At 39.8% G+C, this 19498-nt stretch carries 21 protein-coding genes and 3 other annotated features; of the genes, 2 read left to right on the plus strand and 19 right to left on the minus strand.

What is annotated here, in order from left to right; translation table 11 throughout:
• Nucleotides 1-114 precede the first annotated feature (114 nt).
• From pheT to AB7942_RS11690, 3 genes are all read right to left on the minus strand, one after another.
• The gene (gene pheT, locus AB7942_RS11680) at nucleotides 115-2529 is read right to left on the minus strand and encodes a phenylalanine--tRNA ligase subunit beta (protein WP_369446981.1); all 2415 of its coding nucleotides are present in this window, start codon (nucleotides 2527-2529) and stop codon (nucleotides 115-117) included.
• A gap of 51 nt (nucleotides 2530-2580) precedes the next feature.
• The gene (gene pheS, locus AB7942_RS11685; protein WP_369446982.1) at nucleotides 2581-3618 is read right to left on the minus strand and encodes a phenylalanine--tRNA ligase subunit alpha; all 1038 of its coding nucleotides are present in this window, start codon (nucleotides 3616-3618) and stop codon (nucleotides 2581-2583) included.
• 74 nt (nucleotides 3619-3692) lie between these two features.
• Nucleotides 3693-3940: a binding site (T-box leader), on the minus strand.
• Between the two features lie 61 nt (nucleotides 3941-4001).
• On the minus strand, nucleotides 4002-4751 hold the full coding sequence (locus tag AB7942_RS11690) for a TrmH family RNA methyltransferase (protein ID WP_369446983.1): 750 nt from the start codon (nucleotides 4749-4751) through the stop codon (nucleotides 4002-4004).
• A 119-nt stretch (nucleotides 4752-4870) separates the two neighbouring features.
• Between AB7942_RS11690 and sspI the strand changes: the two genes are divergently transcribed.
• A complete protein-coding gene (gene sspI / locus AB7942_RS11695; RefSeq protein WP_088089203.1) occupies nucleotides 4871-5077 on the plus strand; it encodes a small acid-soluble spore protein SspI in 207 nt (68 codons plus the stop codon).
• Between the two features lie 87 nt (nucleotides 5078-5164).
• Here sspI and AB7942_RS11700 read toward each other — a convergent pair whose 3' ends face one another.
• Nucleotides 5165-6250, minus strand: a complete 1086-nt coding sequence (locus tag AB7942_RS11700; RefSeq protein WP_215011090.1) for a M42 family metallopeptidase — start codon at nucleotides 6248-6250, stop codon at nucleotides 5165-5167.
• A 71-nt stretch (nucleotides 6251-6321) separates the two neighbouring features.
• On the minus strand, nucleotides 6322-6813 hold the full coding sequence (locus AB7942_RS11705) for a dUTP diphosphatase (RefSeq protein ID WP_369446984.1): 492 nt from the start codon (nucleotides 6811-6813) through the stop codon (nucleotides 6322-6324).
• A gap of 104 nt (nucleotides 6814-6917) precedes the next feature.
• Between AB7942_RS11705 and AB7942_RS11710 the strand changes: the two genes are divergently transcribed.
• Nucleotides 6918-7295 (plus strand): sigma-w pathway protein ysdB, encoded by a 378-nt coding sequence (locus tag AB7942_RS11710; RefSeq protein ID WP_369446985.1) that lies wholly within the window; start codon nucleotides 6918-6920, stop codon nucleotides 7293-7295.
• Nucleotides 7296-7313: 18 nt separating this feature from the next.
• Here the strand turns inward: AB7942_RS11710 and AB7942_RS11715 are convergent, their stop codons facing one another.
• The 14 genes from AB7942_RS11715 to ytaF all read right to left on the minus strand — a co-directional run bounded on the left by AB7942_RS11715 (nucleotide 7314) and on the right by ytaF (nucleotide 19493).
• Nucleotides 7314-7574 carry a DUF1294 domain-containing protein gene (locus tag AB7942_RS11715; RefSeq protein WP_098933375.1) on the minus strand — a complete coding sequence of 87 codons (261 nt, stop codon included), beginning with the start codon at nucleotides 7572-7574 and terminating at the stop codon, nucleotides 7314-7316.
• 98 nt (nucleotides 7575-7672) lie between these two features.
• Complete coding sequence (gene rplT / locus AB7942_RS11720) at nucleotides 7673-8032, minus strand: 50S ribosomal protein L20 (RefSeq protein WP_066258061.1); 360 nt, start codon at nucleotides 8030-8032, stop codon at nucleotides 7673-7675.
• Nucleotides 8033-8070: 38 nt separating this feature from the next.
• A complete protein-coding gene (gene rpmI, locus AB7942_RS11725) occupies nucleotides 8071-8271 on the minus strand; it encodes a 50S ribosomal protein L35 (RefSeq protein WP_066258063.1) in 201 nt (66 codons plus the stop codon).
• A 17-nt stretch (nucleotides 8272-8288) separates the two neighbouring features.
• The gene (gene infC / locus AB7942_RS11730) at nucleotides 8289-8792 is read right to left on the minus strand and encodes a translation initiation factor IF-3 (RefSeq protein ID WP_142292242.1); all 504 of its coding nucleotides are present in this window, start codon (nucleotides 8790-8792) and stop codon (nucleotides 8289-8291) included.
• Nucleotides 8793-8941: 149 nt separating this feature from the next.
• Nucleotides 8942-9074: a sequence feature (ribosomal protein L20 leader region), on the minus strand.
• Nucleotides 9075-9248: 174 nt separating this feature from the next.
• Complete coding sequence (gene thrS / locus AB7942_RS11735; protein ID WP_369446986.1) at nucleotides 9249-11183, minus strand: threonine--tRNA ligase; 1935 nt, start codon at nucleotides 11181-11183, stop codon at nucleotides 9249-9251.
• Between the two features lie 274 nt (nucleotides 11184-11457).
• Nucleotides 11458-11705, minus strand: a binding site (T-box leader).
• 96 nt (nucleotides 11706-11801) lie between these two features.
• Nucleotides 11802-12680: a sporulation protein YtxC gene (ytxC, locus tag AB7942_RS11740; protein ID WP_369446987.1), complete on the minus strand. Its 879-nt coding sequence runs from the start codon at nucleotides 12678-12680 to the stop codon at nucleotides 11802-11804.
• A gap of 147 nt (nucleotides 12681-12827) precedes the next feature.
• Complete coding sequence (gene dnaI / locus AB7942_RS11745) at nucleotides 12828-13757, minus strand: primosomal protein DnaI (protein WP_369446988.1); 930 nt, start codon at nucleotides 13755-13757, stop codon at nucleotides 12828-12830.
• Nucleotides 13758-13770: 13 nt separating this feature from the next.
• Complete coding sequence (locus AB7942_RS11750; protein ID WP_369446989.1) at nucleotides 13771-15159, minus strand: replication initiation and membrane attachment family protein; 1389 nt, start codon at nucleotides 15157-15159, stop codon at nucleotides 13771-13773.
• 90 nt (nucleotides 15160-15249) lie between these two features.
• Complete coding sequence (nrdR, locus tag AB7942_RS11755; RefSeq protein ID WP_369446990.1) at nucleotides 15250-15711, minus strand: transcriptional regulator NrdR; 462 nt, start codon at nucleotides 15709-15711, stop codon at nucleotides 15250-15252.
• Between the two features lie 90 nt (nucleotides 15712-15801).
• Complete coding sequence (locus AB7942_RS11760) at nucleotides 15802-16197, minus strand: hypothetical protein (protein WP_335712479.1); 396 nt, start codon at nucleotides 16195-16197, stop codon at nucleotides 15802-15804.
• 110 nt (nucleotides 16198-16307) lie between these two features.
• On the minus strand, nucleotides 16308-16682 hold the full coding sequence (gene speD, locus AB7942_RS11765) for an adenosylmethionine decarboxylase (RefSeq protein ID WP_088089215.1): 375 nt from the start codon (nucleotides 16680-16682) through the stop codon (nucleotides 16308-16310).
• Nucleotides 16683-17025: 343 nt separating this feature from the next.
• On the minus strand, nucleotides 17026-18057 hold the full coding sequence (locus AB7942_RS11770; protein WP_369446991.1) for a glyceraldehyde-3-phosphate dehydrogenase: 1032 nt from the start codon (nucleotides 18055-18057) through the stop codon (nucleotides 17026-17028).
• Between the two features lie 166 nt (nucleotides 18058-18223).
• On the minus strand, nucleotides 18224-18838 hold the full coding sequence (gene coaE, locus AB7942_RS11775; RefSeq protein ID WP_369446992.1) for a dephospho-CoA kinase: 615 nt from the start codon (nucleotides 18836-18838) through the stop codon (nucleotides 18224-18226).
• Between the two features lie 19 nt (nucleotides 18839-18857).
• On the minus strand, nucleotides 18858-19493 hold the full coding sequence (gene ytaF / locus AB7942_RS11780; RefSeq protein WP_215001023.1) for a sporulation membrane protein YtaF: 636 nt from the start codon (nucleotides 19491-19493) through the stop codon (nucleotides 18858-18860).
• Nucleotides 19494-19498: the final 5 nt, after the last annotated feature.

Below are 19498 nucleotides of genomic sequence, written 5' to 3' on the forward strand. Positions count from 1 at the left end.
AAATTTAATATATCAGCGATAAATGCTATTTTATCAGCGAAACGAAATTACCGCCTCAAACATTCAAAAAAAGCCAGCCCGAAAATCTACACATTCGGGCTGGCTTCTTTTGATTTAGCCTCTTAAAACAGCTCCTGCCTTTTCTTTCAAGGCATTAAGCACTTTCTCATGAACCTTTGTTACCTCTTCATCAGTCAACGTACGCACTGGATCAACATATTTCAAAGAGAACGCGATCGATTTCATGCCCTCTTCCATCTTGTCTCCCTCATATAAATCAAACACGTTAACCTCTTTCAGAAGCGGTGCACCAGTTGTTAAAATAATTTCCTTTAGGGTGCCTGACACCGTTTCTTTGTTTACCACAAGGGCAATGTCTCTTGTGATTGACGGGAAGCGCGGGATGGCTTCGTATTGTAATGCCGGAGTATCAGCTTCAAGTACTGCTTTTAGTGAAAGTTCAAATACATAGGTATCTTTCAAATCCAGGTCTTTTTGAACCGTTGGGTGGACTTGGCCGATAAAGCCGATTTTCTCACCGTTTAGGTGAATTTCCGCTGTACGTCCAGGGTGCATACCATCTATCTGTGCTTGAACAAATTGAACCTGTTCAAGTAGACCAAGTTTAGCAAACAACCCTTCTAAAACGCCTTTAACAACGAAGAAGTCAACAGCCTTCTTCTCCCCTTGCCAAGAATGGCTGGACCAAAGCCCAGTAACCGCTGCTGCTAAATGTTCTTTTTCTGTTGGAAGCGTGTCTGTGCCATTTGCTAAGAACACCGCACCTGTTTCATATACACCCAAACTATCGTTTTGGCGAGCACTGTTATATTTTAATACTTCCAATAGCTGTGGCATGATGCTCAAACGAAGAATGCTGCGCTCTTCACTCATTGGCATCGAAAGACGAATCGTATCCCGCTTTTCAAGCGCAAATTGTGCTGCTTTCTCCTCGCTAGTTAGGGAATAAGTTACAGCTTGGTACAAGCCGGCACCCTCAAGATATTGACGAACCACACGGCGTTTTTTCTGATACTCAGACAAACCACCTGGTGTAGTTGATCCAATCGGCAACGTTTTTGGAATATTATCATAACCAAAAAGGCGAGCTACTTCTTCCAGTAAATCTTCTTCTATTTTAATATCGCCGCGGCGTGTTGGTGCCGTTACGGTGATGGTATCTTCTTCGATACTTACACCGAATTGAAGACGATTAAAGATTTCCTTCACGTCCTTCATCACAAGGTCTGTGCCAAGAACACGATTAATTTTTTCTAAAGTAATCGAAACAATTGCCGGCTCAACTGTTAATGTGTCAGCTTCAGCAGCACCATCTAATACTTCACCGCCTGCGTATTTTGCCATTAGATAGGCGGCACGCTCTCCAGCAGCACGAACACGATTCGGGTCGACACCTTTCTCAAATCGAGCGCTCGCTTCACTTCTTAAACCATGATCTTTCGAAGCTTTTCTGATCGTAGCCCCGTTAAAGTAAGCTGATTCAAGTAAAACAGTCGTTGTGTCTGAAATTACTTCTGAATTTGCTCCCCCCATAACACCTGCAAGGGCAACAGGTTCAGTTCCATTTGTAATGACTAAATGATCAGCTGTAAGTGTGCGTTCTGCATCATCGAGCGTGACAAATTTCTCCCCATCTGCTGCACGGCGGACAAGGATTTCTTTTGAACCTAAGCGGTCATAATCAAACGCATGAAGCGGCTGACCGTATTCAAGAAGAATATAGTTAGTAATATCAACCACATTATTGTGTGGACGAATTCCAGCTGACATTAAGCGCGTTTGCATCCATAGCGGTGATGGACCAATTTTTACATTTTTAATGATTTTTGCCACATATAATGGGTTATCTTCTTTTGCCTCAACGACAATTTTTACATAATCAGATGCTTTTTCAGTTGCAGAATGAAGGTTCGTTCCCGGAAGTTTAACCTCTCTCCCAAGGATCGCCGCCACTTCATAGGCAACTCCTAGCATGCTTAAGCAATCAGCGCGGTTTGGAGTCAAGCTCAGCTCAAGGATCTCATCGTCACGATTTAACACCGCAAGTGCATCAACGCCCACTTCAGCATCCGCTGGAAAAACAAAGATTCCCTCAGAATATTCTTTCGGTACAACTTTTCCTTCCATCCCTAACTCAGTAAGCGAACAAATCATTCCGTTCGATTCTTCGCCGCGTAGTTTCGCCCGTTTAATTTTAAAATTACCTGGAAGAACTGCGCCAACTGTGGCTACTGCAACCTTTTGACCTTGGGCCACATTCGGAGCACCGCAAATAATTTGGACCGGTTGTTCCCCGCCGACATCAACAAGACACTTACTTAACTTATCAGCATTTGGGTGCTGCTCGCGTTCAAGGACATGACCAACGACTACGCCTTGGATGCCGTCGTTAAGGATTTCTACTCCTTCGACCTCAATACCGCTTTTTGTAATTTTTTCTGCTAATTCAGTTGCAGTTACTCCAGTTAAATCAATATAATCCTGGAGCCATTTATATGAAACGAACATGTCGTCATCCTCCTTTTATAATCCAGCTTCATCGGGTTGAAGCATTCAGTTTCACTCGTGTTTTGAAAATTGTTTTAAGAAACGAACATCATTTGTATAGAAATGTCTGATATCATCCACACCGTACTTTAACATCGCAATCCGCTCTGGTCCCATACCGAAAGCAAAGCCAGTGTATTTTTTAGAGTCATATCCAGCCATTTCAAGAACGTTAGGATGGACCATACCGGCACCGAGAATTTCGATCCAGCCTGTTCTCTTACAAACACTGCAGCCATGACCGCCGCAAATTTTACAAGAAATATCCATTTCTACTGAAGGTTCAGTAAATGGGAAAAAGCTTGGACGCAGGCGGATTTCACGATCTTCGCCGAACATTCTTTTCGCAAAAACTTCTAATGTTCCTTTCAGGTCACTCATGCGGATGTTCTCACCGACCACAAGGCCTTCGATTTGCATAAATTGATGGGAGTGTGTCGCATCATCATTATCACGACGGTACACCTTTCCTGGGCAGATAATTTTGATTGGGCCCTTACCATGGTGCTTTTCCATCGTCCGCGCTTGAACTGGTGAGGTATGGGTACGAAGCAGGATATCTTCTGTGATATAGAAAGAGTCCTGCATGTCGCGGGCCGGGTGCCCCTTCGGTAAATTAAGCGCTTCGAAGTTATAATAATCCTGCTCTACTTCAGGACCTTCAGCTACCTGATACCCCATGCCAATGAATAAATCTTCAATTTCTTCGATGATTCCTGTCAGTGGATGGTGGTTTCCAACCTTAACTGGTCGTCCCGGAAGGGTAACATCGATGCTTTCAGAAGCTAATTTTTCTAAAACAGCCGCCTCTTCTAACCCCGTTTGTTTGGCTTCAATTTTTACAGCAATCGCTTCACGGACTTCGTTCGCTAATGCTCCCATAACTGGGCGCTCCTCAGCAGAAAGCTTTCCCATTCCGCGTAGTACTTCCGTAATTGGCCCCTTTTTTCCTAGGTAGGCAACACGAATGTCATTTAATTCTTTTAAGCTTACCGACTGTTCAATTTTTTGAATAGCCTCTTCCTGCAATTCCTTTAAACGTTCTTGCATGTCAATTCCTCCTTAATATTAATCGGTTAATCGGTGTCAGGCACCAATGAAAAAACAAAAAAACCCCATCCCTGGAAAGGGACGAGGTTTATAGTTCGCGGTACCACCCTTGTAAACACGTTATGTAAAAAAACATTGTGTTCGCTTCATTCGGATAACGGCATCTGCCGGTGCATCTTTACACTTTCGTTCGCGAAAATGGTCCCGATGCCAACTCAGGAGGTGAACTTCACTTATCTCTCCCATAAAAGTGCTTTCAGTCGCGGCACTTTCTCCCTAAATGGTCACTAAATAAGGTACTTTTCTCCGTCATCGTTCTTTAATATTCAATATTGTTCATTATTATATAATAATTTCCCTGTAAAGGTCAAACTAGTTTCCGCCTATTTTTTCAAATAATAAAGCAGAATCCCTGTTGCTACAGCAACATTTAACGATTCACTTTTGCCGTAAATCGGGATATACAGGTTGGCTGTGGTGCTTGATAGTATGTCTTTCCCGACGCCGTTCCCTTCGTTTCCGACAATCAGAGCAAAAGAATCTCCCGTGGAAATGTCAGTATATGCAGATGCCCCTTCAAGTGCTGTACCGTATACAGGAATATTTTTTTCCTGAAGTTTGTCCATCCATTCATGAAGGTCGCCTGTTATTATCGGAAGGTGAAAATGGCTTCCTTGTGCCGACCTAAGGACCTTTGAGTTGTAAATATCCACACTTCCCCGTCCTACCACAACGGTGTCGATCCCTGCTGCATCTGCTGTGCGGATCATTGTTCCGAGATTTCCTGGGTCCTGAACGGCATCGATAAATAGGAAGGTTTTGGCATCTACCACTTCAGCATTTGCTATTTGGCAAACACCATAAACTCCTTGTGGTGCCTCTGTATCTGTTAATGCATTCGATATCTCTTCGGTGACTTGTATTACTGTCGTCGAACCAGTATCGAAGCGGGAAGGTAAATCTACTTTTTCAGAAACAATGATTTCTACAATTTGCTCACCTTGTTTTAGCGCTTCCTCCACTAAATGAAAGCCTTCAACTAAAAATGTTCCTGACTTATCCCGTTCTTTTTTGGTTAAAAGCTTTTTCCACTGTTTTACTTTAGGGTTATTTATCGATTCAATATATTTCAAAACCCGCTCTCCTTTTACAATAACGATGATTTTTTAATTATAGCCTAACAAAAATACATAATAAAACCAAAAGTAGAAAAACTATTTAAGAAATACAGGATAAAAAGGAGTGCATATACATGAATTTAAATTTACGTAATGCCATTGTTCACAATGTTTCGGGAAATACACAAGATCAATTAGAAGATACCATTGTTGATGCCATTCAAAATGGGGAAGAAAAAATGCTCCCAGGTCTTGGTGTTTTATTTGAAATCATTTGGAAAAATTCATCCGAAGATGAGAAAAAAGAAATGCTTACAACCCTTGAGAGTGGGTTAAAGTAATCATTTGTTGAAGCTGCCGATTACCCATCGGCAGTTTTTTATTTAAAAAAATCCCCGGCAAAGTTCAACCGGGGACCCCACAAAAAGTTATTCAAACGTAATTTTATCAACAGTCTCTCGGTCTAAGCGCTTAATAACTTCGACAATCAACTTCACTGCGTTTTCGTAATCATCACGATGGAGCATAGCCGCATGTGAATGAATATAGCGCGTCGCAATCGTAATCGGAAGTGCCGGCACTCCATGATGTGTCAAGTGGATTGACCCTGCATCCGTACCACCGCCAGGAATGGACTCGAATTGATAGGGGATGTTCAATTCATCGGCTGTATCGGTCACTAAATCACGTAAACCTTTATGCGCTACTAGTGAGGCATCATAGATAACAACTTGTGGTCCCTTCCCCATCTTACTCATTGCTTCTCTTTCCGAAATCCCAGGTGTATCCCCAGCAATACCGACATCAACAGCAAAGCCGATATCCGGTTTGATTTTTGCAGTGGCTGTCTTGGCACCACGCAAACCTACCTCTTCTTGAACATTACCTACCCCATAAACAACGTTCGGATGATCTACACCCTTTAATTGTTTCAGGACATCAATGGCAATTGCACAGCCAATCCGGTTATCCCAAGCCTTGGCTAATAGCATTTTTTCATTGTTCATCACTGTAAATTCAAAATATGGTACAACCATATCGCCTGGACGAACGCCCCATTCAGCGGCTTCCTCGCGGCTAGATGCACCAATATCAATAAACATATCTTTAATTTCAACCGGTTTTTTGCGAGCTTCCGCTGATAAAATATGCGGAGGCTTAGAACCGATAATTCCGGTTACATCTCCTTTTCGCGTAACAATCGTCACGCGCTGTGCAAGCATTACCTGCCCCCACCAGCCGCCAACCGTTTGAAAACGAAGGAAACCTTTGTCATCAATTTGAGTAATCATAAACCCAACTTCATCCAAGTGACCCGCCACCATGATTTTCGGGCCGCCCTCTTTACCTACCTTTTGTGCAATCAAACTGCCAAGTCCATCGGTTGTGATTTCATCAGCGAATGGAGCTATGTATTTTTCCATAACTTCGCGAACTTCACGCTCATTGCCGGGAATCCCTTTGGCATCGGTTAACTCTTTTAACATCGTCAAGGTTTCATCTAGTTTTACCATTTATTAGCCCCCTTTTATGTTTGTTCGACCTTTATTATACAGAAAATAACAATAAACCCGCAATTTTTCTGCTAATAGTTATTTTGCTGTCTTTGATAATTTACTTCGTTTTTTTGGAAATATGCTCTTTCAATATCTTGATTCGTAAATCCAAGCAGCAAAGCTAATTGCAAGTAAGATTTAAATAACTTTATGTAATCATCCAAACATTTGCTGCTTTGAAAAATACTAATCCTGTCATAGACGCTTAAAAATTGTTCTGTCACATTCACAGATGACTCCTGAACATTCAAATCAATTTTCACCGCATCAAAGCCACATTCAATACCGAGCGATAAAATAAAATGAACCCCATCAACAAATTCCTCTAAAATGACTTCTTTTGCTGAAGACGGCTTAACACTCCAAAACTTAAAGCTGCGTGTTTCATTTGCCAACTCACCAATTTCAACAAGTAAGGCCAGTACCTTTCTATCAAATAAATCTTGGTCCTGCAAGTTGTGCTTTTCTTCAATATGAGTATCTAATGCTTTTTGCATGTGAAACAATTTTTCTAGTTGCATAGTTCCATCACTCCTTATGGAAAAATTATATCAAACTGAGAAATGATTGAAACTTTTTTCGGGCTGTTTCGTATAATTAGGAAAAAGATACAGGAGGCTTAGCCATGATATGGTTGCTGCGCTTCGTATTGTTGTTTTTCCTATTTTTCTTATTTAGCTATGTGTTAAAATCCCTTTTTACATCGAAACGAAAACTAGAAGCTGCTCGTAAACATAAACGTTTTTTATTAATTGATGATCAGGATGTCAGAAAGAATTTCTTACTTACTTATAAAGGTGCTATATTTGCTGGTGAGAAATACATGGGTCCTGCCGACAACACCTTTGATGTCGTCTCGATCATCATCTGGCCTGAAAATGCAGTCTCGCTAAAAGGGCTAGTTAAGGATGACTTTTTTTATATGGATAAAAAAATCCTTGAGTGTTATCCGAATGCTGAAATCCATTGGAAAAGTCCGGTGAAGGAATTTTTGCAGGATTAGCCGCCATTCATGCTCTTTTTATAGCAGAAACTTTATGAGAAGAACGAGTTCGATTACTGCTAGGACAGGAAAACCAATTTTAAACGATGGATGCTTCGTTTTATGGCGGTAAAGCTGCATCCCTGCCGTCGTACCGACAGCACCACCAAATAATGCCACTAGCCACAAGGTCCTCTCTCGGATTCGGTACTCATGTTTTTTTGCCCGCTTCTTATCCTCCCACATAATCACGAGTCCTGCGATATTCATGATTAGATAGGCCAATAACCATATTTTCATATCCAATACCCCCTTATAGAAAAAGCCATCCTCATCAAAGAGAATGGCCTTTACATATGTCTAGCTCCAGCGCCTAAGGGCGCTTTTAGCTTTTCTAATTACTTGTTAATGTTTTGTTTTGCAACGTTTGCTAATTCAGCAAATGCGTTTGCATCGCTTACTGCTAATTCAGCAAGCATCTTGCGGTTTACTTCGATACCAGCAAGCTTTAAGCCATGCATTAAACGGCTGTAAGAAAGACCGTTGATACGAGCTGCTGCATTGATACGAGTAATCCATAATTTGCGGAAGTCGCGTTTTTTCTGACGACGATCGCGGAAAGCATACATTAATGATTTCATAACCTGTTGGTTAGCAACTTTGTATAATGTATGTTTTGAACCGTAATAACCTTTTGCTAATTTAAGAACTTTTTTACGACGCTTGCGCGTAACTGTACCGCCTTTTACACGTGGCATGTAATTTCCCTCCAATATATAAATCGATCACTAAATTTTTACTTCATGTAAGTTAACATTTGACGAATGCGTTTGAAATCACCTTTAGAAACAAGGGATGCTTTGCGAAGCTTACGCTTTGCTTTTGTAGATTTGTTAGCAAATAAGTGGCTTGTATAAGCGTGGTCACGTTTAAGTTGACCTGAACCAGTTTTCTTGAAACGCTTTGCAGCGCCACGGTGAGTTTTCATTTTTGGCATTTGGGATATCCTCCTTATTACTTGTCGATTTTAGGTGCTAAAACCAGGAACATGCTCCGGCCATCCATTTTAGGATGGGATTCGATCGTTGCAACTTCCTTGCACGCTTCTGAAAAACGGTCTAACACACGTTGACCAATTTCTTTATGTGTAATCGCCCGGCCCTTGAAACGGATTGAAGCTTTTACCTTGTCGCCTTTTTCCAAGAACTTAATCGCATTACGTAACTTTGTATTAAAGTCATGCTCATCAATCGTTGGGCTGAGACGAACTTCTTTAGTAGTAATGATTTTTTGATTCTTCCGAGCTTCTTTTTCTTTCTTTTGCTGCTCGAATTTAAACTTGCCATAGTCCATAATTCTGCCGACTGGAGGCTTTGCATTTGGTGCTACTAGTACCAAATCAAGATTCACTCTTCCGGCAATCTCTAAGGCTTCAGTTTTGGTTTTAATCCCTAACTGTTCGCCATTTTGATCAATTAGGCGGATTTCGCGAGCGCGAATGCCCTCATTTAACAACATGTCTTTGCTAATAATTAGCCACCTCCAAGGTTTTATCACGAATACAACGTTTTGGTCAAGAAAATCACAAGGAACCCTTTTCAACCTAAACGTCTGACACCCTATTGAATCAACAGGTATTAAAGCTTTTTAGCAGTGCTATAAAGTGAACAAACAAAAAAGTGCGGATGAATGCACCCACACTTTACAGAACATAAGTAATAAAACTAAAAAGTTCACGTAAAACCTGCCAACTGCCAATTGCGTCAATCAGGTGAGAAGCGGGTGCTTCTTCTTTTCCCAAAAACAAGTATTCAATTTTTCACCTTAGTTAATATAACATAAGCAAAGACGTAATGTCAAACAAACTATTTCCTTTGACAACGAAATTTATTTTAGCAAGAAACTGAAAATTATTCAATATATTTTTTTATTTTAAAAAAAGAAAGAGAGATTGCTCCCTCTTCCGAATAAAAATTATCCTCTTTTCACTTCAGCAACGATTGCTGCTAAAAACTCTGAAAATGGCTTTGTTTCTGAGTTTTGTTCACCATATTTACGGACATTGACAGCTTGGTCTTCGACTTCTTTATCACCAACAACCAGCATATATGGTATTTTTTGCATTTGAGCTTCGCGAATTTTATAGCCGATTTTTTCATCACGGCCATCCAATTCGACACGTAAGCCTTCATTTTGAAGTTGCTCCTGTACTTGCTTAGCATAATCATAATGCGCACCAGGAGATACTGGAATAACCTGTACCTGTACTGGAGCCAGCCAAGTAGGGAAAGCGCCTTTGTATTCTTCAATTAAGAAGGCAACAAATCGTTCCATTGTTGACACAACTCCACGGTGGATAACGACTGGACGATGCTGCTTGCCGTCCTCGCCAACATATGTTAAATCAAAACGTTCCGGTAATAAGAAGTCTAATTGAACAGTGGAAAGTGTTTCTTCTTTCCCTAGAGCTGTCTTAACTTGAACGTCAAGCTTAGGACCGTAGAATGCAGCTTCTCCTTCTGCCTCATAGTAGTTAAGACCAAGATCATCCATGGCATCCTTCAGCATCGATTGTGCTTTTTCCCACATCGCGTCATCGTCAAAATACTTTTCAGTATCTTGCGGGTCACGGTAAGATAAACGGAAGGAATAGTCATTAATATCAAAGTCTTTATAGACCGCTAAGATTAGGTTAACAACCCGTTTGAATTCATCTTTAATTTGGTCAGGACGAACAAAAATATGTGCATCATTTAAAGTCATTCCACGAACCCGCTGTAGTCCTGAAAGGGCACCAGACATTTCATAGCGATGCATTGTTCCAAGTTCGGCAATTCGGATTGGAAGTTCACGATAGCTGTGAATGCTGTTCTTGTACACCATCATATGATGTGGACAGTTCATTGGACGAAGAACCAATTGTTCATTGTCCATTTCCATGATTGGGAACATATCTTCCTGGTAATGATCCCAGTGACCTGAAGTCTTATATAAATCAACACTGCCCATGACCGGAGTGTACACATGGTCATAACCCAGACGCTGTTCTTTATCAACAATATAACGTTCAACCACACGACGAATTGTTGCGCCTTTCGGAAGCCATAACGGTAATCCCTGTCCTACCAATTGGTTACTAGTGAAAAGGTTTAACTCTTTACCAATTTTACGGTGGTCACGTTCTTTCGCTTCTTCAAGCAAACGAAGATGCTCAGCTAAATCCTCTTTCTTAAAGAAGGCAGTTCCGTAAATACGCTGTAACATTTTATTTTTGCTGTCACCGCGCCAATAGGCACCCGCAATGCTTAACAATTTAAATTCTTTGATTTTTCCTGTCGATGGAACATGGACACCGCGGCAAAGGTCAAAAAAGTCACCTTGCTCATAGATTGTCACTGTTTCCTCATCAGGAATCGCCTCGATTAGTTCCAGCTTGTAAGGGTCACCCGCTTCTTTAAATAGCTGAACAGCATCCGCACGACTTACTTCCTTGCGAACAATTTCAATATTTTCATTGACGATTTTCGCCATTTCCTTTTCAATCCTTGGCAGATCTTCTGGAGTTAATGATTCCTCAAGGTCCATATCATAATAAAAACCACCTTCAATAACAGGACCTACTCCTAAATTCACCCCAGGATAAAGCCTTTTAACAGCCTGTGCCATTAAGTGTGCTGTACTGTGCCGTAAAATCTCTAATGCGTCTACGGAATCAGGGACGACGATTTCTATTGAACCGTCTTCATTAATTGGACGGCGAAGATCATATAGTTGACCGTTCCATTTACCGGCAATCGCTTTTTTCTTTAGGCCGGGGCTGATGGAAGCGGCGATATCTTCCGTTGTTGTTCCACGTGGGAACTCCTTTACTGCCCCATCTGGAAACGAAATCTTAACAACGTCTGACATGGTAATTCCTCCTTTGTAATTAGAAAAGCGGAAGCGCCTTGGTCAGGGGCGATATAGGGAGATTTGTCACTGGCAAGCGAAGTGCCGCCAGCGACTTAGTCTCCCTTAATGCGTACAGAAAGCGGTAGCTTTCTGTAGCCAAGCATATGACAAGCCGGCGGGAAGGTTGTTCTTTAACCTTCTCGACGGATTGGCAGTAGACCATAGAGCCCCTAGGCGCTGCAGCTAGACATTTTCCCTAGTTTTATTGAAAAATAAAAAAACCCGTCCCTGGAATAGGGACGAGTTTTGATAAACACGTGGTTCCACCCAATTTTTCATTTTCGAATGACACACATTGAAAATGACTTTGGTCAGTTAACGGCTGTGGCCGTCAACAATTACTGACTTCACGGAAACATGAAGTGTTCACTGCTGAAGTTTAAAGGTGGTAAGTATTATTTTCGTGTTAGGAGGCTTTCAGCCCTGTCCTCCCTCTCTAGAAACCGTAAAAAATACTGTTATCCTTATCATTACTTTTGCTATGAATATTCTATGTACGTTATTATAATGACTAATTCCCTAAAAATCAAGGGACATCAACCTACAAAAACAAATTATTACAAAAATTCCTGTACCTCAAGCATGGTGTTCCGAAGAATTATTATCTGCCGCCCATTTTTTAACTTCACGGATGGACGCAAACGATTTCACAGTTACTCTTTCTTCAAAGATGTTTTTGATTGTTCGAACCAAGGGTTCTTCTGGGTCTTTTGTGTACAGAAAAATAGTTGTAGGCGCAAGCGATAAAAGTGGTGCAATGGAAGCAGAATCGACATAAACGGGATGATTAACAAGTAACTTTCGGTCAATCAATCTAATTAATTCAGCTCTTTTCATCTCTACAAACTGGTCGTTATAAAAAGTAATTTCCTCGTCAAACAATAAATGAAGAACGTCCATTTTTGGTTCCCTGTTCAGTAAAAAGTCCCTGAGCATTTGCACAAACATTTGATACTCCTGCTCCATTTTATATTCATCAATGGCAATCTCAACATAACCTTCCAGTAACTGGAGGTATGGCCGCAAACGAAATTTATGAAAGGAGTCAAACGAAAAAGAAATATCATCCTGAAAGATATACTCGATGGCAGCTTTAATATTAGGCTCTTCATTTGAATCCTTCAAAAAGACAATCAGATCTTCTCTTTGACCTTCAATAATGGAATAGATAATTTCCATTATTTGTTGTTGTACTTCTAGATCCTCATAAAAATAACGGTTTTTTAATATTTCCCTGAACCAATCGTCACGTTTTATGTTCGTAATAAATTCGTAAAATGCATTTTTAACCATAGTAGAAATTTCAATGGATAAGAAGCTACCTAAAAATTTTACTATATGTTGATCTTCTATTAGAAGAATAGTTTCTTTATCATAATTATTTGGTAAGTACTCCAGCAAGTGGTAATAAAACTTTTGAGCATCCAGCTTGCTTTGGAAGATGATTTCCGCCAACCAAATCCCCCCTTTAAGCCAATCTTTGTTAATATATATGGGGGACTTGGCTAAAATAGAAGTTAGCTGACAGTTGCTTTTGTTATTTACAGAAAAAAATACAAAAAAAAGACTGCTGACCTGTTTCAGCAATCCGGAAAACACGTTTTATTCCCGTCTATTTGGACCATCGACCATCACTGGCACACTCAGGGAGCGGATTCTCTCCATGATTCGTCGGGCTTTCATTTTCTCTTCTTCGCCCCGCTGGCTGTAGGTTAGATGATGCTCCAGCTCCCCAAAATTAAAGTTTGAGGTGAAAAATGTCGGCAGACTTTCAAGCATACGGAACTGTAAAATTGGCCCTAAAACTTCATCTCTTGTCCAACTCGAGACAGCTTCTGCACCAATATCATCAAGCATTAGAATCGGTTCTCTTTTTAATGCTTCAATTTTCTCATTCAAAGTTGAATCTGCAATCGAACTTTTCATTTCCCTTAATAGTTCAGGGACATAGACAATCATCGAAGAAATCTGTTTTTTTGCCAATTCATTGGCGATTGCCCCTAATAGATAGGACTTCCCGACACCGAATTTCCCGTAAAGAAAGAGGCCCTTTGGTTTTTTACCTGCCTCATAATTCATTAAAAAGGTTGCAGCCTTATCTCCGGCATCCAGCCTGCCTGAGTCTCCTTCAAAGTCTTCAAAGGTGGCCTCAAGTATGTCTCTTGGCACATATAGACTTTTGATTAGTTTTTCATTTTTCTTTTTTTCATCTGCCATGATTTTTCGAGGACAGCGTTTATAAACAACATCAATGGAGTTTCGAGATAATACCAATTCTGGGTGATATCCCTTCATGAAATTGATGCAGCTATCCAGACTTTCACATTTGTGGCATTCCTTGCTTTGGTTCGTATACTCGTACAGTTTACTCATGCTTTTATCAATCATGGATTGATCAATCTCATTTTGATGTTGTGCTAAAAAGGCTTGAATATCCGGATTTTCAAGAACTTGCCTGCGTTGTTGTTCATATCGTTTTTGAAAGCTTTCATTAGAAGCTAATCTTTTCAATGTTCGATTGATTTTTTCCAATTTTGGTCACCCCCTATTTGCGAAACGCTTTTAACTTTTCTTCAATCGCACGCTTTTTCGCTTCAACTTCACTGTTGTTTCCTTGCGCGGGATCTTTGTCTGCATCTTTCGTACTTTCATCAAACCAGTCAGGAATTAACTCTGTCCGAATTGGTTTTTTATTAGACGATCTTGTAGTTTTTTTGCTTTCTGTTACCTTATGTTCCTCATTCTTCGCGAGCTCCATCGCTTCTTTCACCGTTTTCACTTGTTTCCTTGCCCAATGACTAGCGATTGACTCGACAAAACCCTTTGTAAATTTCATGTCCGTTTTTCTCATAACCACTTCAATTAGGACATTTACCACACCTGGGGGAAGTTTATATTTAATCATGATCTCTTCTAAGGTTTTCAAATTGGCATTCGAAGGTTCAACACCGCCCGAGATTTCTTTAAAAACGATGAGTGGCGGGGTCGTCTCATAAGAGCGAATTAATTTTTCTTCCTGTGTTTTAGGTTCGGTTATTTGAGTTTGATGAACGATTGGTTGTGTTCGGTTAATAAGACTCGGAAGTTGATCGTAATTGACAAATTGATACCAATCACGAGCCCCCTTTCTCAAGTCCTCAATATCAATTTCTTCATGCTCGTTAATAGCACCCAAGATGAAATTTTTCATTTCGATTGCATCAATTTGGTACAGAAATGCAAGATTACTAATTACAGTTTTTACTTTTGGTGTTAGCGATTTTTTGGGAACAAGTGATTCATTCAGCCCTGCTGTTAACAAATCAAAATCAAACGTGTCCACACCAATTTGGATCGGACTCGGCTCATTTCGACCAATAAACTGTTGATTTTCTTCCTCTTGTAATTCTTCGGAAAGGGCTTGAATATATTGCATACTGCCAGGGGCTCCTGATGCAAACACGTCCTGAAAGGCTCTTGTAACATCTACATACTCGTCTTCCCTTGGCTTTTGTTGATCACTAAAAAAGCGCTTCAGACGAGAGAAATGGTTTTTTCCAATTTTTCGATAAAGATAAATATTTAACATCCCATCTAAAAAGAATTGCTCAGGACTTAAAGGTGGATGCAGTTCATAGATGAAGGACCGTCCCCCTTCATCTGTTTTGACACGCGTCTTTAATAAACCAATGCCTTCAAGCTTCAATCTGGCTTCGTAAATATCCTTTAAGTTCATCTCTAAGAGATTCATCAATAAATGATGAGTGGAAGACTCAGACCAGAGCCGATTTTCCTCTAACTCCGCCCAGAGCGTCATATACAAACTAAAGCAAGTTGACCCAATCAAGGGCTGATATAAAAACGTCAGCACTTTACGGTCATACTCATGCAACAGCCCATCAGCCGCAACTATATAACGGTCGATAGGGAGAATTTCCTGCCAATGCTGCGCCATATCACTCCAACCTTTCTTGTTACCATTAAAAACTGTCTAGCTTCCGCTTTTCTAAGCAAAAAGAGCCAAAGACCAAAAACTCTTTAGCTCTTAAGATTTTTCTTTTTTGATTAATTCTTTTAATTCTTCAATAAAAACATTAATATCTTTAAACTGACGGTAAACGGATGCAAACCGTACATAGGCGACTTCGTCCACATGTGCCAGCCTGTCCATGACCATTTCACCGATTGCTTCACTTTTTATTTCAGAAATACCCTGACTCCTCAGATCCTTTTCAACACCATGCGTTATATCTTCTAATTCCTTTAAGGCCACCGGCCGCTTCTCACATGCCTTAATCAAGCCACGTAATATTTTATCACGGCTAAACTCTTCTCGGGTACCTTCTTTCTTGACTACAATCAGCGGGATCTCTTCAATCTTCTCAAACGTAGTAAAACGATACCCACATTCTTCACATTCGCGTCTCCTCCGTGTTGCTCGACCTTCATCAACTGGGCGAGAGTCGAGGACGCGTGTACCATAATTTTGACAAGATGGGCATTTCATTGTAATCAACTCCAAATCTACACTTTACTCCCGAACAAAAACGCTTACTTTCATCTTATAAAAAAGACTATCTTTATACAAGTAGTAGTACTAGGAGTTTTTTATTCCTATAAAGGTATGTAATTGATTAATTCGCTCGTAATAATAATTAATCCGCTTTTTTAAATCGGGATAGGTGCCGAGTAAGGAAAATTTTTCAGATGAAATATTAAAGTCTACCGCTGTTTCCATTGGCTTTACTCCCACAATTGTAACAATTAGAAAGCAGGGGATTGGTTTACTGATTTCAACAGCAATTTCTCCATGTTCTTTAGAAACCGTGGTGACCCGGCAATCAGCATCTTCATGGAATAACTTTTCAACAGATGCAAATAATTGATTAAACATCGCCTTATAATAATGCGTTTTTAAGGAATCATCCTTAATCTGATCTGAAGTCTCAATTTGCTTTTTAAAACGAATAAATAGGTTACCTAACATAGCCATACTATTCCTCCCATGATGTAGCTTTGTTCTTATTGTACAACATTAGTATAGAAAATATAAAAAGAGGTGTATGTATAAATACACCTCTACGTTAATTGTTTTTATAGTGACTATAAAACTTTTGCCTGTTTTACATGAACTGGACCCATGCCACGCGGAATTTCAATATTTTCACGTGTTTGTGCATTTAATGCCTCAGCAATATAATCGGCCGCAACATTAGGATTCAAATCGCCGCAAGTGTATACATCTATGCTGGCATATCCATGTTCAGGGAAGCTGTGAATGGTAAGATGTGATTCAGAGATAATAACCACACCACTTACACCTTGTGGGGCAAATTTATGAAATGCTACTTCACGGATTTCCGCACCTGATCTAAGAGCTGCTTCAACAAAAGTTGTTTCAATAAAATTCATATCATTTAATTTTTCAAAGTCGCATCCCCAAAGCTCAGAGATTACGTGACGTCCCATTGTTTCCATATTCATTTTTCCCCCTCTAACCTTTTATGTTCTTCCTTGAAATCCTGTTATTGACGGTATCCGAGTAACTACCACGGGGGAAAGTTAGTCCAGAGAGGTCCTAACCCTTTAAGTAATTAATAGCTACCTGATTTCAAGAAGTTCACGATGACTAGTATACTTTGTTTATATTTTTTTTGCAACCTATCAATATAAAAAACTTTATATGTTTATTTTGTAACAAGGTTAATGGGCATGTTCCATTTTTCATTCGATAAAAACACACTAAATCAAAGCTATTTTATGCAAAAAACACCCAGATGGCTCAAGCAAGGCAAAAAAAATGCTGTCTATCGACAGCATTTTATCCGACCTTTATTTGTGATGATTTTGCTATTTCCTCTGCAACATACATGGTGAGATCCACGACACGTGAAGAATACCCCCACTCATTATCATACCATGCTAAAACCTTTACTTTTCTTGTTCCCATCACCATTGTAGAAAGACCATCAATGATGGCAGAATGTTCATTGGTATTAAAGTCAACGGATACTAATGGTTCCATCGTCAAATCCAAAATGCCTTTTAATGGGCCATTTGCCGCTTCAATAAATGCGTTATTGACATCATCAAGGGTCACATCTTGATTAAGATCAACTACTAAGTCAACAAGTGACACGTTTGGTGTTGGCACACGAAGTGACATCCCATGTAATTTACCTTTTAAGTGTGGTAACACAAGTGAAATCGCCTTGGCCGCTCCTGTTGTTGTTGGAATGATAGATTGTCCACATGCACGAGCCCTTCGTAAATCTTTGTGAGGGTTATCGATATTTTTTTGATCATTTGTATAGGCATGAATCGTTGTCATTAATCCGCATTCAATGCCAAACTTTTCATCTAACACCTTTGCAACAGGTGCAAGGCAGTTGGTGGTACATGATGCATTAGAGATAATGTCATGATGCTTGATATCAAGCATTTCTTCATTAACACCCATTACAATTGTTACATCCTCATTTTTCCCTGGTGCAGTTAAGATCACTTTCCTGGCTCCTGCTTCTAAGTGCAGTGCCGCCGCTTCACGAGCATTAAACTTTCCTGTCGCCTCTATAACAATATCAATACCAAACTCTCTCCAGGGAAGCTCCTCTGGATTACGACTGCTTAATAGTTTAATTCTTTTGCCATTGACGATTAACTCATCATCTAAAGGGATAACTTCTCCCTGAAATGGTCCATGATTTGTATCGTATTTAAGTAAATGTGCTAATGTCTCCGCTGGATAGCTTGCATTTATGGCAACAACCTCAAGCTTATTTTCAAGGATCGCTTTTCTAAAAACCATCCTGCCAATTCTCCCAAAACCGTTTATTGCAACTCTCGTCTTCATTTTACATCCCCTTTTCGTATTAATGTCATACTTAATACTTGTATTGTTGTAATTAGTATAACATATTTAGGTTTAATTGTGATGAATAAACTGCGGATTTTTAAAATGTTTTATAATTCAGGCAACTTAGAAACAGAAAAAAAGAGAAGGTTGCCCTTCTCTCCCATTACTTAAGATTATTTATATCGATGCCAAACTGGACTAAAATTTCAAGAAGTTGTTTTTTTGTATCTGCGATCGAACCATTGTTATCAATTACAGCATCCGCGAGCCTTATTTTTTCAGACAGGGGCATCTGAGAACGAATCCTTGCTTCGGCATCCTCAACTGATAGATTATTTCTCTCGATTAATCTTTTTAATTGTGTTTCATCGTCAACATAAACAAGTAACGTTTTATCCACCATATACGTAAGTTTACTTTCAAATAATAAAGGAATATCAAGAACAACCACTTCTTCACTGTTTTTTATTGCCTGATCGACTTGGTCCCTCATTCTTTTTCTAACCTCGGGGTGGACGATTTCGTTTAAAATTTGCCGTTTTTCAGCGTGATGGAAAATAATTGTGCCAAGCTTTTGCCTGTCAATTTCACCATCTTCCAATAAAATATCACGGCCAAACTCTTCAATAATCTTAAAATAAGCGGATTCACCTTTCATTACCGCTAGGCGTGATTCTATATCTGCATCGACTACAGTGATATCCATTTCTTTGAAAAAGTTAGAGACTGTGCTTTTTCCACTGGCGATTCCGCCTGTTAAACCGATAACTAATGACATGGTCTTTTCCTTTCTAGATTCATAACTTCCATATTCCAATTATGATTAATAAAATCCCTGGCAAAAACGTGAACTTTTGGATCCAATCAAACTTATGAAAAAAAGTTCCACTTTTTATCCCTAATAGAACAAATAACGAGCTCATAATCGCGACAGTAAATGCTAAATAAAAGGGAGAGAAACCAAGCATCGCTGCACCAATCCCGGCTCCAAAGGCATCCAGCGACAAGGCAAAGCCTAACATTAAAGCTTCGATCCCCGTAATCGTACCCGATTGGTCAAAGTCAGCCGACATCGGCTTTTTCAAGATATTGATGGCTAATCCTAGGGATTTAATTTCAAAATTTACGATTGTTTTTTCATGTTCTAGTACGTCTTTTTCTTTTTCTGGTTTGAAAAATTGAAACAAAACCCATGCACCAAGAGCAATTAGAATGATTCCCCCTAGGCTTGCCGTAATACTTGGAGATAGAACTTTTTCAAGTCCATGCCCAATTGACACGGCAATCATTAAAGAAATAGCCGAGCAACTTGCAATAATAATCACTGATCGGATCGGCATGACCATTTTCCTTAGTCCATAGGTAAAACCCACGCTAAAGCTATCAAGGCTGAGAGCAAAAGCAAGTATGAGAAGTGAGAACAACTGAACCATGATGT

Source organism: Neobacillus sp. BF23-41 (assembly GCF_041106275.1).